13 protein-coding genes are annotated in these 13743 nt (G+C 41.4%); 2 read left to right on the top strand and 11 right to left on the bottom strand.

The annotated features are described in order from the left end of the window. Window positions 1-66: 66 nt before the first annotated feature. Genes M1F14_RS07560 through M1F14_RS07540 form a run of 5 tightly spaced genes read right to left on the bottom strand, consistent with a single transcriptional unit; the run spans window position 67 to window position 4086 of the window. Window positions 67-837, bottom strand: a complete 771-nt coding sequence (locus tag M1F14_RS07560) for a class I SAM-dependent methyltransferase (RefSeq protein ID WP_042846080.1) — start codon at window positions 835-837, stop codon at window positions 67-69. 13 nt (window positions 838-850) lie between these two features. Next, window positions 851-1201, bottom strand: a complete 351-nt coding sequence (locus M1F14_RS07555; RefSeq protein WP_042846082.1) for a cupin domain-containing protein — start codon at window positions 1199-1201, stop codon at window positions 851-853. Window positions 1202-1248: 47 nt separating this feature from the next. Then, window positions 1249-1989, bottom strand: coding sequence for an ABC transporter ATP-binding protein (locus M1F14_RS07550; RefSeq protein WP_042846084.1), 741 nt, complete (start codon window positions 1987-1989; stop codon window positions 1249-1251). Then, window positions 1986-3005 (bottom strand): iron ABC transporter permease, encoded by a 1020-nt coding sequence (locus tag M1F14_RS07545; protein WP_166685108.1) that lies wholly within the window; start codon window positions 3003-3005, stop codon window positions 1986-1988. The genes M1F14_RS07550 and M1F14_RS07545 overlap by 4 nt, the downstream gene beginning before the upstream one ends. Further along, window positions 2998-4086 (bottom strand): ABC transporter substrate-binding protein, encoded by a 1089-nt coding sequence (locus M1F14_RS07540; protein WP_181468739.1) that lies wholly within the window; start codon window positions 4084-4086, stop codon window positions 2998-3000. Before M1F14_RS07540 ends, M1F14_RS07545 begins: the two co-directional genes overlap by 8 nt. A 95-nt stretch (window positions 4087-4181) precedes the next feature. Here M1F14_RS07540 and M1F14_RS07535 point away from each other — a divergent pair, with 95 nt between their 5' ends. After that, window positions 4182-4898, top strand: a complete 717-nt coding sequence (locus M1F14_RS07535; RefSeq protein ID WP_071548590.1) for a Crp/Fnr family transcriptional regulator — start codon at window positions 4182-4184, stop codon at window positions 4896-4898. Between the two features lie 39 nt (window positions 4899-4937). On the opposite strand, the gene M1F14_RS07530 is transcribed toward M1F14_RS07535, so the two are convergent. Continuing rightward, entirely contained in the window at window positions 4938-6998 is a 2061-nt protein-coding gene (locus tag M1F14_RS07530; protein ID WP_181468740.1) for a TonB-dependent receptor domain-containing protein, read from the bottom strand. 240 nt (window positions 6999-7238) lie between these two features. Here M1F14_RS07530 and M1F14_RS07525 point away from each other — a divergent pair, with 240 nt between their 5' ends. Then, window positions 7239-8801: a S8 family serine peptidase gene (locus tag M1F14_RS07525; RefSeq protein WP_181468741.1), complete on the top strand. Its 1563-nt coding sequence runs from the start codon at window positions 7239-7241 to the stop codon at window positions 8799-8801. 9 nt (window positions 8802-8810) lie between these two features. Here the strand turns inward: M1F14_RS07525 and M1F14_RS07520 are convergent, their stop codons facing one another. Genes M1F14_RS07520 through M1F14_RS07500 form a run of 5 tightly spaced genes read right to left on the bottom strand, consistent with a single transcriptional unit; the run spans window position 8811 to window position 13552 of the window. Next, a complete protein-coding gene (locus tag M1F14_RS07520; RefSeq protein ID WP_048606227.1) occupies window positions 8811-9431 on the bottom strand; it encodes an ATP-binding cassette domain-containing protein in 621 nt (206 codons plus the stop codon). Then, window positions 9428-10204, bottom strand: coding sequence for an ATP-binding cassette domain-containing protein (locus tag M1F14_RS07515; RefSeq protein ID WP_042846095.1), 777 nt, complete (start codon window positions 10202-10204; stop codon window positions 9428-9430). The genes M1F14_RS07520 and M1F14_RS07515 overlap by 4 nt, the downstream gene beginning before the upstream one ends. Further along, window positions 10198-11010 (bottom strand): ABC transporter permease, encoded by an 813-nt coding sequence (locus tag M1F14_RS07510; protein WP_042846098.1) that lies wholly within the window; start codon window positions 11008-11010, stop codon window positions 10198-10200. The genes M1F14_RS07515 and M1F14_RS07510 overlap by 7 nt, the downstream gene beginning before the upstream one ends. Then, window positions 11007-11990 (bottom strand): ABC transporter permease, encoded by a 984-nt coding sequence (locus M1F14_RS07505; protein WP_370661213.1) that lies wholly within the window; start codon window positions 11988-11990, stop codon window positions 11007-11009. Before M1F14_RS07505 ends, M1F14_RS07510 begins: the two co-directional genes overlap by 4 nt. Further along, window positions 11975-13552 carry an ABC transporter substrate-binding protein gene (locus M1F14_RS07500; protein WP_129466411.1) on the bottom strand — a complete coding sequence of 526 codons (1578 nt, stop codon included), beginning with the start codon at window positions 13550-13552 and terminating at the stop codon, window positions 11975-11977. The genes M1F14_RS07505 and M1F14_RS07500 overlap by 16 nt, the downstream gene beginning before the upstream one ends. Window positions 13553-13743: the final 191 nt, after the last annotated feature.

Below are 13743 nucleotides of genomic sequence, written 5' to 3'. Positions count from 1 at the left end.
AATAAGAGAGAGAATGATGACGGAAGGGGTTAATCACGCATCCTTGCGCTTAACGGCTCCTTTTAATTATTTCATGCTAACCACGGCAACGTAGTTTAACTTTCCACGGTTTCGACGAAAATGGCGGAACATCTGCAAAAATTGTGGGCGGTTTTCTTTTTTTAACGCATTTCTAATAATTTTCATCGCCCCTAATAGCCCTTCATCATAGATTAGCCCCTTCGGAGACAATAATGTCATTGGCCCCGTTATCGACGTCACATTTTGAAAGCCTGTTTGTTTGAATAAGTTAACCCACTGAGTTTGTGGCAAAGGTTGCGCTTTAACATGAATAACTTGCTGCATTTGAGCTGCTACTTGCTGGACATCCTGTTCATCTTTCAAAGCAATATCATGGGTTAATAAACGGCCCCCCGGCTTTAATACACGATAGTATTCTTGTAATAGCTTTGTTTTTGCTTTATCACCATACATCGTTAGCATTGCCTCATTAATCACCACATCGAAGCTGTTATCTGCAAATGGTAATTTTGAGGCATCTGCCATTTGAATGGTAATCAAATCAGTTAAACCATGATCCGCAACATTTTTTTTAGCTTGTGCCAAAGCTTGTTTGTCCATATCAATACCAGTGATGTGGCAACGAAATTGTGAAGCAATTTCAATAGCAGTTGTCCCCATATTACAGGCAATTTCAAGGACGTGGCTTTCTGCATGTAAGCCAGACTGACTAAGTAGCCATTCAGTTGCTATTTTCCCGCCGGGCCGCAAGCGTTTTTTCCCTAGGCGAGCTAAAAATTTATGTCCAGCCTCATGAGCTGTAAATGATTTATCCATAATCGCCTCTAAGTTAATGTGTACAATCAGTATTAGGTTCGCGTAGCATTACCAGCAACATTTTTGCAGGCTCAGGTGCATCAACTGCATGGGGAATATTTGCTGGCATTCTGACAATTTCCCCCGGCTTTGCGGTGACAGGCTTCCCTTCTATGGTTAATAATAAACTTCCTTCCACAACCATGACGATGGCATCAAAGGGAGCGCTATGTTCTGAAAGTGCTTGGCCTTTATCAAAAGCAAACAAGGTCATATTGCCCCCAGTATTTTTAGCCAGAACACGACTGGCAATCCCCTGTTCTGTATAATTAATTAATGTGCTGATGGTAAGCGCTTCTGATGGAGTTATTGTGTTATCACTCATTGTTTTATATTCCTCAATTTAATAATTTTATTTATCTTCGAAAATAATCACCTAAATAACGGAATGACCCCATGTGTCTGTCGACCTTGGTCATTAATAGCCGTTATAGCCACCGGTAATTGGTAAAGCTTTGCGAGGTTTTCTTCCGTTAGAATGGTTTGAGAACCGCCAAATAAAAAACTGCCATTGTTAAACAGTAGTAAGGAATGGTCGGCAATATGCAGGGCATGCTGAGGGTAATGGCTGGTAAATAAGATGGTCATTCCTCGGTGCGCGGCTAAATCACGCAATACGCTAAGCACATTGTCTTGATTTGCTAGGTCTAAAGCCGATGTAGGCTCATCAAGAATGAGAATTTCTGGCTCACTGGCTAACGCTCTAGCAATCATCACCATTTGTTTCTCGCCCCCACTAAGGCGGTTAAACGGTTGATCAGCAAAGTGATTCAATTCTAAATAGGTTAAACATTGCTCAACTATCTGATGGTCTTTTTTGCTGGGCGAGGAATACCAAGGTAAGTGGCGAATGCGCCCAAGACTCACCATAGTCCGCACTGAATAATGAAACAATGAACTACTAAGTTGTGGCACATAAGCAACAGGAGCATTTATCCGTACTTTCCCTGTCGCACCTTGTTGTAAACTGAGTAATAACCTCAATAACGTGGTTTTCCCGCGGCCATTTGGCCCCAAAATTGCACCAATACTGCCTTTTGGCTGTTTAAAGCTTAAATCAGTAAATAGTTGGCGTTGACCTATCGTGAAATTGAGCTGTTCAACATCGATCATAAGTCAGCCACCCTTTTATTTAGCGTGTGAATAAGTAAGGCAAAAATAGGGGCTCCAATTAATGCAGTGATCACACTGAGCGGGATCTCCGCATTGGTAATACTTCGAGCAAAGGTATCAACACCAACCATATATACCCCACCAATCACTGCACTCGCCGGAAGTAAGATACGATGATCATGCCCCACCACAATCCGAGCAATATGTGGAACAATTAGGCCTACCCAACCAATCGTTCCAGATACCGCAACGGTTGCACTGGTGATCAAGGCTACACAAAGTAAAACCGCCCAGCGTGTACGGTTAATTTTCATCCCCAAAGCCTGTGCATTTTCCTCACCAAGAGACAACACATTGATGCGAAAACGAAGAGCAAAAATGACCAGAACAGCAACTAGAACTACTGGAAAGATGATGGATAGTTTTAAATAGGACGCGCTAGCAAAGCTGCCCATTAGCCAAAAAACAATTGTTTGTAAGGTATTATTTGGGTCGGCAAAATACGTAATTAATGAGATCAAAGCAGCAAAAAAAGCGTTAATAATCACACCAGCTAAAATCAACATTAATAACTGGCTACCTTGGCGATTCAACCCTAACAAGAAAACCAATACAATCGCCAATAACCCCCCCACAAAAGCAAAGGAAATAGTTATAAATAATGAAGAAAACAGCAAGATAGCTAAGGCACCACCTAACGCCGCACCCGATGACACCCCGATAATTTGCGGGCCAACTAATGGGTTGCGGAAAATACCTTGTAGCGCAGCCCCTGCCACAGCAAGACCTGCTCCTGCGACCCCCGCAATCAAAACCCGAGGTAAACGGACATTTAATACCACATTCTGTTCCGTGCGACTGTATGCTAAACCAGTGTCATTGCCTAAAATGGTGTCATAGAAAATATGAAAAACAGCAGAAAACGAAACAGGATAACGCCCACAACTCAGCGCCAATAAAAAAGTGAGTAATAAACAAATAACTAAGCCACCCCACAGAATTTGCGAATTACGCATCAGGTTTCCCCATCAAAGAAAGGTAGTGCAGGCTTTTTTTGTTCATTCCCATTTGCAAAATACCATCGATTTGTTGCTCTGAAACGTTATAACCGTAAAGTTGCTGATAACGTTGACGAATTTCCTCTCGTATTGGTACTTTTACGGTTTCTGGATGGAAGATCATTGCTAGCCACTGCCAATACAAAGGCGTTTCTTGGTTAGGCGCATCCCAAATGAACCCACCAATCGGTAATTTATAGACTCGTTGGTTTTTCACCGCAGTCACTTCGCTTAGCATCGGATTTTGATACACATCCTCAGGGGATAAACCCTCTTCAAAATTGCCCAATAAAATGATATCTGGGTTCCAAACTAAGATTTGCTCTATATTTAAGGTTCTTGGCCCAGTGAGGTCGCGGTTTAAACTCACACCACCTGCTAAAGCAAAATCTGCATTATTATGTGAAGTTGAGCCAAAGGTTTGAATACTCTGCTTAAAATGAGATAGATATAAAACGCGAGGCTGTTCGGATTCTGGAATTTTGGCGGTGGTTGAGGAAAGCAATGCGATGACGTGTTGGCGCCACTCGATCATCTTTTGCGCTTTTTCATTATGGCCTAACGTTTGCCCCATTAGGCGGACCCATTCTTGGGTATAACTTTCTTGCCCATAATCAAGTGTAGCAACCGTCAACCCTGCATTTCGCATTGGTGAAATAATGTCATCCCCTCGATGCCCCCATTGCCATACTAAATCTGGTTCAACATTCAACAATGCCTCAATATTTGGTGTAAAATTATTCCCCACCACATTAGAGTTCACCTGTAAGACCGGTGAAAACATTTGACCCAGCATGCCCTCTCGTGCGGCGACCTTCGCAAACGGGTGCATCCCCACCAGCTTCTCACTACTTTCGTCCATCCCCACTAGCATCGAAGCGGCAGGGATCGGGATCACCACAATACGTTTTGCAGGGGCAGATAAATGAACTTTATCACCTGACATATCGGTAAAATCAATTGATTGGGAAGTGGCTGGGCTTAGCATCCCCAAAAAAGTTACGAAGACTGTCACTATTCTAAAAGCATTATTTATCATAAGGTTATTCAATTCCCCGCCAATATCTTAATTGATAATGTGTATGATTATCATTTATACTCTGACTATTCTAAGGCGGCAAAAGAGGAAGACCTATGACATTTGTCAAAAATATTTTCCCCCATACACAATCTTTAGACTCGCTAAAAATATGTTCTTTATTTCAATCAGTTGAAGATGAAAAATTATCTTTATTGCTGGAAAATTGTGGCTATATACGGTTTAAAAGTAGTGAAATAATTAACCACGAAGGGGAACCATTCAAACATTGCCCTTTGATGATCAGTGGCCAAATAGAGGTATATCGGCACACCTATTTAGGCGAAGAGAAAGTTTTTGGTTTGTTTGATGTCGGGGAAATCGTCGCAATTGCTGCCGTGTTTATGCCTCACAACCGTTACCCTATGAGCTTACGAGCCAAAACTGATGGGGAAGCTTTATTACTAGATAAACGTGATATTCTGCGCCTTTGCCATGCATGCCCACACATCATGGAAAAGTTACTCATGCGTTTTAGCAGTAAGCTTTATGAAAATATCAATCATATTGATTGGCTGACTTCCAGCTCAGCAGAGCAAAGGCTTGCCGCTTATCTTATTGATTTAAAACACAAACAATTAAGCCTAAATATTGTTCTGCCATTATCTCGAGGGCAATTAGCAGCAAAATTAGGAATACGTTATGAAACACTGAGCCGTTTAGTCTCTGGCTGGCGTCAAAAAGGGTTTATTGGTATCGAAAAAGATACGGTGCACATTTATAACGAAAATTACCTGACACAGTTATCTATTTCTGCGCAGCGCCCATTTTAAGGAAAACGCATTAACTTGCGCTAATGCGTTTATTAATTATCAGAAATTAAAGGTCACTCCACCATTCACATTAAAGCCCATTCCGGGGAATAATGTGCTGTCTCTCGCTGTTACCGTTTGGTTAGCAACTGATGTTGTTGCATAGCGTTCATCCGTCAAATTATCCATTGATAAGTAAAGGGACCATTGTTCGGTTGGTTTATAGCTCCCTTTGAGCCCCAATATCGCATAGTGCTTGCGTTTTTGAATATCAAGATTGTTTTGATGATCAACTGCCATATCCGTAGGCGCCCAATGGATATTCGGGCCTACGCTCCAATCGCCTATCTCATACAAAACCTCGGCAGCAATGATATTACGGGGAATACCTGCGATATAATTGCCATTATATTCTCCCCCCATAAAACGAAAATCATTGTAAGTCCAAGAAACTCGGTAATTAAAATCGCCAGGCCCTGCTCCAATGCGCCCAGCCAAGCCGGCTTCTAAACCTTGATGACGTGTTTTAGCTGCATAGTTGAATACCCCCACAACCGTCCCTGCACTGTCATAGGTTGTTATATATTCATCCTTAATTTGGCTACGATATAGCGCAAGGTTCCACTTCAAGGCTTCTGTTATATCGCCCTCACCACCAATCTCATAAGTAACCGCTTTTTGTGGCGAAAGTTTGGTTAGCTTTCCATTACCCGAGTTGATAATCTCCCAGAACGTCGCAGGCTCTTCGCTAGCACTAATATTCGCAAAATAGCGCTGACTTTCCGTTGGACGCCAAACAATACCGGCCTTTGGTGTCCAAAATGTCCAGTTTTGATCAAGTGAAAGATGGCTTTGCCGCTTTTCAACATCACGACGTGCATGTGTCCCTTTCATATCTAAATTCACTGTCACGGCTGGTGTAATATGAATATCGACACCAACACTGCCATAGATATTTTGCGCACGTCCGTCATATTTACCTATTTTTTTCTTATCCGCTGGCGTACCTTTTCGATTTTGCATCAGTTCTGTTTGCAGCGTCATTTGATCCCACGCTAATGCCGTGCGATAGGTAACAGGCTCAGTTTCAATATTATACGTTAGCTGTAAACCTTCACTGTGACTACGGCTAAAACGGTAATATGCAGGCGTAGTGAAGTTATCATGAGTACGAATATGCCATAGCCCTGCCCCTATGGCTTGGTTACCTACCTGCCAATCGGAACGGTTAGCAACCCGAAATTGTTCAACATTACGATGCGGATCACGTAGCCATACCATCGGGTAGACCTCGGTAGGGTTATCGTTTAGTACTTCTTCAGAAACAGGCCCAGCAACATCAAAACGTAAGTCCGTCCAATTTAACCACGTTCTATTCTCAAAATTATCAGTAATATAGCCAAAATTACTACGTAATGTTTTTCGTTGAGAGGAGGAATGTTTACGATAACCATCAAAATGGTCATAGGTAAAATTAACACGCCCATCAAATAACCCATTATCAGATACACCACCAAAAGCCGTTTGTAGCGCTTCACGCCCATGAGAGCCGTACTCATAGCGTAAACGACCTTGTTCATTTCTTCCGGTATAAGACAGAACATCTAGTTCCCCCCCAAGGCTATTACTTTGAGGGTTAAGGCTATTTGCTCCTCGACGTACACTGACCATGCGTGCATCCCGCATTTCTAGTGTACTAATATGGAAACTACCATCTGCATCAGTTGCTGGTAAGCCGTCTTGTAATAATAAAACACCGCGAGCAAGAGGAGCACTCTGTACCCCAGACCCCCGGATATTTAGTCTTGGCTGATCAATCCCACCGAAAAAATTTTGAATAATTAACCCTGGCTGGTAATCAAGCGCATCCTGTAATGTGGCAAGGCGGGAGTCTTTCTCTATCATCACGAGGTTTGTTCCCCCAGCAACTTTTTCAAGTTTCTCTTTCTCTTGCTGTTCGCTTGGGGTTAAGCGGCTGTGCTGCGTAGAAGAATTGACAATTATTACCTCTGGTTTTGTCGGTTGCTGAGCAGCCACCACTTTAGTAGTCGCTAACGTGCTGATACTGAAGGTTAAAGCAATATAGTACGTTAATTTATGCTGTTTTAATGGATAAGGCATATATTCACCCCATAAATAGTAATGATTATCATTTTCATTTGTGATGGGTAAAATAATTGAAGGAGGAAGATATCCCTATGACATTTGTCAAAAATAAAAATAAATAAAGCATAATTAATATTGTGAATTTTTTTTCATTAATAACTAGTAAATTATTAATATTGCAACAAGTAAAAAACAAACCTTAAATAGAATACCAATTCAATGAACAACCAATAACTATTAATATAAAGAGATACGATGAGTATAAAAATTTATAAATATATAGACTTTAATTTAAGTGGGATTTTAGTTAATTTTAACAATGCAGAAGAAACTAATGTTGAGGTTGGTTTATTTTTAAATAATAATAAAATAGACTCTATAATTACCAAAGAAAATCACCACCTATTTAACATAGATAAATCAGGAGATTACCATGCTGAGGTTACATATGAAACGCTAAGTGAAAGTAAGCAAAAACTTAATTCAAAAGCGATCACTTTCAATATAAACAATATTCAAACTCAAGTTAAGGAATATAACAGCCCAGTAAAGACAAAAACAATTAATCAAAAAGTAGCGGGGGTAAATAATTACAAGTTAGATATCAAAGTACTAAAAGGCAAGTATACTTTACTTGAAACTAAATTGTTAATAGACTTAATACCTATTAATATTGCCCCAGTTAATTCAACTAATAGCCAGCCCATCAGCCAATATGATTATGTAACTTATGACAAGGAAACTGATTTTGAGAGCCTATTACAACTTGCTAATCTAATTGAAACTTTTGAATATGTTGAATATTGTTGTGTTACCCCAAATACGGCGTTATATACACCTCCGCAGTTACCATTTAATCAGAATCCCCCAGAAAATACCGAGCAGGTAGATAATGTTGATGACATAACACCAAATTTTAATCACTTACAAACTTATTTAGATGCCCCAAAAGGCATGAATATTCGCAACGCATGGAATAAACATGTCAATGGTTCAAAAGCGGTAGTTCGACATTTAGATTTTGGCGTATATAAAAACCATGAAGATCTAAAAGATTCAAAAATAACAGTAGTCTATAGCCGCCCTGAAACTGAAGACTGCAACCATGGAACTGCATCAACAGGTTGTATTGTCGCCGCCAATAATGCATTCGGTGTGACGGGGATCGCCTATGATTGCCAATACTACTTTTACGATACTGGAGACCTCGATATATTAACTAAACACGTCGCCCCCGGAGACATTGTTAGCCTAGATATACAATTTAAAATTAATGAGAAATTGCTTCCGGCAACAGCCATTCGAAGTTGGTGGGAACGCATTAAAATCATGGTTGATAAAGGAGCAGTTGTAATCCTTGCTGCTGGTAACGGTGGTTTAGACTTAAATTTACCGGGCGTGATGGCTGACTATGGGGATAGCGGCAGCATGTTAGTGGGCGCTTGTAATCATCTTTCGGGGACACGCGCTTATTTCTCAAACTACAACCAAAAAACCTCATTGATAAATTCATGGGGAGACTGGAGTGTCACCACCACGGGGTATAGCTCATTGCAGAAATTACCCGGTAATAATCGTAATTATTCAAAAGATTACTCAGGGACCTCAAGTGCAACACCTTTGTGTTCTGGCGCCCTTGCATTAATCCAAGACTACGCCAAACAAAATGAAATCGTTTTATCTGCGTGGGGAATGCGAGAAATTATCAAAAAGTCGACATATACCGAGGGGGTTGATTATGGGATCGGTTATCGCCCTAATGTAGATGATTTATTAGCAGAAATTGATAAGCTTAGCCAAATCACTGGGGCCAATTAAATTAACCCATCATTTTGATAATTGACCTAATGTGATAACACGGCAGCAAACTTTCTCTAATAGCGCTCTGTTATGGCTAAAAATAATCATAGCTAATGGGCGCTCTTGCGATAATGTGATTAAACGCTGCCAAATCTGTTTTTGTAAATTGGCATCTAATTGAGCCGTTATTTCATCTGCGATTAAAATTTTAGTTCGAGGGTCTAAAGCACGTAATAGTGCAATCCGAGCAAGCTCCCCACCAGAAAGCTCGTTTGGCCGCCTGTCTAGCCATTCGGGCTTTATTGAAAATTGTGCCAACCAATCAGCTTCTGGTCGCCATGCATCATATAAACTGGCACCGACAGTACGGTAAGGATTAAAACTTTTTTCAGGGTGTTGAGGGACTAGCTGGATTGGGCAATACCCCTGGTTATTTAATGGCTTGCCTTCAAATAGAATATGCCCTTGGGTTGGCTTTTGCCACTTCGCTAATACCCGCCCTAATGTCGTTTTTCCAAAACCACTTGGCGCTGAAATCCCAAGGCGTTCATGATGGCCAAGTGAAAAGCTAAAGTTATCCCATAATACTTGGTTACCTTGCTCAATACATAAGTTTTTAACATCTAAAACGCTTTCAATTACACTCATTTCATTGCCATAAATTGGTGTTCAGGTAGTGCATTCCATAGTGATTGCAACCACTTGCCACCACCACCTTGCTTTAATTTTTGGCTACTCAATACTTCTTCCATCTCCCCATTGCGCAATAGTGCAATGCGGTCTGCAAAACGTACTGCCATGGAGAGATCATGAGTGACCCATAAAACACCTCGCCCATCGTGACAAAGCGTTTGTATATTTTCAAGAAGTTGAACAGCATGTTCATCATCCAGCCACGATGAAATTTCATCAGCTAAAATATATTCCGCACAAGATAGCGTGGCGCTGCTCGCTAACACTCGCTTTGCCATTCCACCTGATAATTGGCTTGGATAATGGCCGACTAACGAGCTTTGTAAGTTATATTTCTGTAGATGGCGTGCCACATCATGCATTTTAATATGCTGCCCACTGAGTATAGCTGCACGCTCTAACTGAGGGCCAATTCTGATCAACGGGTTAAGGGCACTCACCCCCTGAGGTATATAACATAAGGAACTCCCACGATGTTGTGGCTTATTTTTTTCTGTTAGCCGTTTGCCATTAAGATTAATATCGCCACGACAACGCATATTTTCAGGGAGTAACCCTAAAACACTTTGCAATAACAGGCTTTTCCCTTCCCCACTCCCACCAACCAGTGCCACCATTTCACCCGGTTGAATATCTAATGAAATGCCTTTTAATAAAGGTGACCAGCGCTTACGCCCTAACCAACGGAATTGAGCCACATCAATCGTTAAATTGTCTAAACTCAACATGCAACCCCCTTTAACCATAACTGCTGCACGGCTTTAGCGAACTGGTCAAATAACAGTACCAACCCCATTAAAGCAACACCAGGGAATACCACCAACCACCATGCTCCAGTGCTCAAATAACGCAGTGCATCAGAAAGTAAAATGCCAAGAGAAGGCTCGTGGGGGGATAAACCAAACCCTAAAAAGCTCAATGCCGCACTGTGCAACACCGCATGAGGAAACATCAGTAGAGTCCCAACTATCCACTGAGGTAAAATCATAGGTAAATAGTGATAACGCCAGCGGTAAATAGCGCTGTTACCAATACGTTGAGAGAGCATAATGTAGTCTGATTGGCTTACACGCTGCAATTCAGCACGTAAAATTAGCGTCAGTTTTGGCCAATGTGTCAGAGCCACCGCCCAAATCACCCCCATTTTACCGCCACCTAATGTAAAACAAATTAATACCAATAGGAGTAAATGAGGCAAAGCAAGTAAGGCATCAATTATGCCTCGGACAGCGTAATCCATTGTTTTATTTAAAGAGGATAAACCTGCCATCACCACAGCAATTAACCCACTTGAAAAAGCGGCAATCAAACCAATTTGCAAGCTTGTAGCAACACCTTGAAAAGTTCTCTCGAATAAATCACGCCCTAAATTATCCGTTCCAAAGACATGTTGCCAAGAAGGTGCTTGCCGCCTATCGAGTAAGCTCATTTCAACATCATTGATGGAAAACCCAAAAGCGTAAATAGCCAAAATAGACAATAAAAGCAAAGAAATGACCAACTTAAACAAAGCACGATTTGGGTTATATGTCATGAGGTTCTCATCACTCCCTTATTCACCTTTTTTAGCAGTACATCAGCAATCGTGTTACTAAAGAAAATCAGTGCTGCACATAACATAACTATCCCCATCAGCAAGGGGATATCCCCCCGTAACCCAGCGTCGATGGTTGCCTGACCAAGCCCTGGATAAGCAAAAACTTTTTCTGCTAATAGTGCTCCGCTAAGTAACTCCCCTACGGAAGCGAACTGTAAACAAATTGCTGGGGTAATCGCATGTTTTAACACATGAAAGCCGATCATTGACCAACCTTTATCACCCTGTGCCTGTGCATAATGAATAAACTCACTATTCAATACTTCAACAACTTTCGCACGCGTATGTAGAGCTATGTTACCAATGCCTAGCATACCCAAAGCAATAACAGGTAAAACTAGGTGATGAAGCTTCTGTGTAAAAGTGGCAGTTTGTTCATCCAACCCTATCGGCCATGCACAACAAATTGGCGCCCATTGTAGTGAAACCGCAAATAAAGAAAGTAATAAAAGACCAACCCAAAAAACAGGTAGTGACGCAAGCAAGTAACATAAGGTTGAAATCAGCTTATCAGGCCAACGGTTTAAATAACGCCCTGCAATAACCCCTAAAGCAAAACCCACAACCCCAGAAAAAAGCCAAGCACAAATTAGAAGGGCAAGGGAAGGCACAAGGCGGTCTGATATCACTTGGACAACAGGGGTATTATAAAGCATGGAATACCCCATATCTCCTTGTAACATTTGCGAAAACCAGCGCCAAAATTGCAGCCATAATGGTTGGTCTAGCCCCCAACGAGCTGCAATTAACGCATATTGTTCAGGGGGGACATGCATCAAATCATTGCCAATATAGGCTTTTATTGGGTCAATAGGCGAGTAACTCAGTAGGATAAAAATCCCCGCTGCAGTGACGGTTAACAAACAAATAAACCGCAATAAAAGCCCAAGTGTGGTTCGCATTACTGGCAAGTCCATGCCCATTCATCAACGTTATTTAATACTGACCAAGAACCGTGAATTTCGGGTGCACTCGCGCCTAAATCCACACAATTATTCAGCAAGTAAATATGTTGTAGATTCATTAACCAAGCCCAAGCTGCGTCCCCTTTAACCCCCACGCCTGTCGTGCCATTCCAGTCAACTTTTTGCCAAAGAGGGATAGCGGCTGTTTGGTCAGGTTGACGAAGCGCGTCTTCAATCAGCTCATCAACTGCGCTGTTTTTATAATAACCTGGGTTATAAAACCCAACACCCGCCGCTTTACTGCTGTAATTATGCACCAATTCCATAGGGTCTAAACTCCCCCACCCAAATAAAGTCGGGTTAGCGTGCATATAACGTTCAACAGTTTCCCAGCTACCTGATTTTAAATCCATTTCAATACCGAGTGGTTTCAAACTTGAACGAATAGCCTGCGCTAAATCACGGCGTGTGGTATCGCCACTGGCATACCATAAAGTCAATTTCGCAACCTTACCGTCTTTTTCTCTTAAGCCATCTTTATTTAGTGACCAACCTGCGGCTTCTAGAATCGACTTAGCCTTTGCTAAATCACCGTCTTTAAATGCTGAGTCTGGGTTATTCCAAGGTAAACCCGCAACACCGGTATAAGCCGGCACAGCAAACCCTTCAAGTACAGACTCTGCTAATAATTTACGATCAAGGGCATAGTTTATAGCCCTACGAATTGCGATATCTGACGTAATATCGTTACCTATAGGGTTACCTTGGGCATCTTTTGCACCTGCTGGTGGAATTGGGAAGGAAATCCCCCTATTTTCCACACTATAGCGCTCAATCAGTTTCATGTTTTTAACGTTATTCGCATTCGTAGCAACCGCAGCAGGAATACGGACAATGTCTAATTGATTACTTTGTGCAGCAGCAAACGCAGCATCTTCATCAAGGAACACAAATACCATTTTGCCAAAATCATTTTTTGGCCCCGCATAGTATGGGTTTCGTTCAACAATCAACTGCTGACCCGGTTGGAACGCAACCAAGCGATAAGGACCTGCCCCAATTGGGTTATGAGCATAGGTTTTCGCATCATATTTATCGGCACAAACAATCCCTAATGAACCGAGGACGTTAATAAAAGTGCTTTGGGGAGAAGATAAGGTAATTTTGACGGTTAATGGGTCAATTTCTTCTGCTTGAGCAAAATTCCCCATATCCACCTTACCCCCACTTGCCGCCGCATTATTATAGGTAAATACCACATCTTTAGCTGTTAACGGTGAGCCATCAGAAAATTTTAAATCTTTTTTTAGTTTTAGCGTCCATTGTTTACCATCAGCATTATGTTGATAGCTTTCAAGCATATAGCTATGCCATGAAAGGTCTGCTTTTTGTTTTAATAACGGGCTATGCAGTAAGAGGTAGCTACCGTGACTCCACCCCAACATTGGGTCAAAACCTTCTGTGGGTTCAGCACCGATTGCTAAACGTAAGGTTTGCGAGTGAATAGGTTCTGCGGCTTGGACTTGCAGGCTTAGCCCCATAAGGCACATTGCTGCAATGATATTTTTAATCATACATCCCTCTATAGACTGGTTTTATTTTTTATTTCATACAATTAATGAGCTTTATTTCATTAATTATTGCTATTGGTGAGATATTCACTGTGTGTAGTGAGTCATATTAAATTTAAAGCCATTATTTTCTACGTTCTATATCAAGAGAACTTCGAATTTAATGAAAAACTTATTAAAACGGTAACACACCT

Origin of the sequence: Providencia sp. PROV003 (assembly GCF_045040775.1) — a bacterium.
GTDB classification, from domain to species: domain Bacteria; phylum Pseudomonadota; class Gammaproteobacteria; order Enterobacterales; family Enterobacteriaceae; genus Providencia; species Providencia huashanensis.
The sequence above is the reverse complement of the archived record's forward strand: the minus strand, read 5'-3'. Positions and strand labels throughout refer to the sequence as shown.

What these genes read in the sequence shown, in the direction of transcription:
- M1F14_RS07560 (WP_042846080.1), bottom strand. Translation starts at nt 837, where the DNA reads ATGGATAAATCATTTACAGCTCATGAGGCTGGACATAAATTTTTAGCT.
- M1F14_RS07515 (WP_042846095.1), bottom strand. Translation starts at nt 10,204, where the DNA reads ATGTTGAGTTTAGACAATTTAACGATTGATGTGGCTCAATTCCGTTGG.
- M1F14_RS07535 (WP_071548590.1), top strand. Translation starts at nt 4,182, where the DNA reads ATGACATTTGTCAAAAATATTTTCCCCCATACACAATCTTTAGACTCG.
- M1F14_RS07520 (WP_048606227.1), bottom strand. Translation starts at nt 9,431, where the DNA reads ATGAGTGTAATTGAAAGCGTTTTAGATGTTAAAAACTTATGTATTGAG.
- M1F14_RS07505 (WP_370661213.1), bottom strand. Translation starts at nt 11,990, where the DNA reads ATGGACTTGCCAGTAATGCGAACCACACTTGGGCTTTTATTGCGGTTT.
- M1F14_RS07510 (WP_042846098.1), bottom strand. Translation starts at nt 11,010, where the DNA reads ATGACATATAACCCAAATCGTGCTTTGTTTAAGTTGGTCATTTCTTTG.
- M1F14_RS07525 (WP_181468741.1), top strand. Translation starts at nt 7,239, where the DNA reads ATGAGTATAAAAATTTATAAATATATAGACTTTAATTTAAGTGGGATT.
- M1F14_RS07550 (WP_042846084.1), bottom strand. Translation starts at nt 1,989, where the DNA reads ATGATCGATGTTGAACAGCTCAATTTCACGATAGGTCAACGCCAACTA.
- M1F14_RS07540 (WP_181468739.1), bottom strand. Translation starts at nt 4,086, where the DNA reads ATGATAAATAATGCTTTTAGAATAGTGACAGTCTTCGTAACTTTTTTG.
- M1F14_RS07545 (WP_166685108.1), bottom strand. Translation starts at nt 3,005, where the DNA reads ATGCGTAATTCGCAAATTCTGTGGGGTGGCTTAGTTATTTGTTTATTA.
- M1F14_RS07555 (WP_042846082.1), bottom strand. Translation starts at nt 1,201, where the DNA reads ATGAGTGATAACACAATAACTCCATCAGAAGCGCTTACCATCAGCACA.
- M1F14_RS07500 (WP_129466411.1), bottom strand. Translation starts at nt 13,552, where the DNA reads ATGATTAAAAATATCATTGCAGCAATGTGCCTTATGGGGCTAAGCCTG.
- M1F14_RS07530 (WP_181468740.1), bottom strand. Translation starts at nt 6,998, where the DNA reads ATGCCTTATCCATTAAAACAGCATAAATTAACGTACTATATTGCTTTA.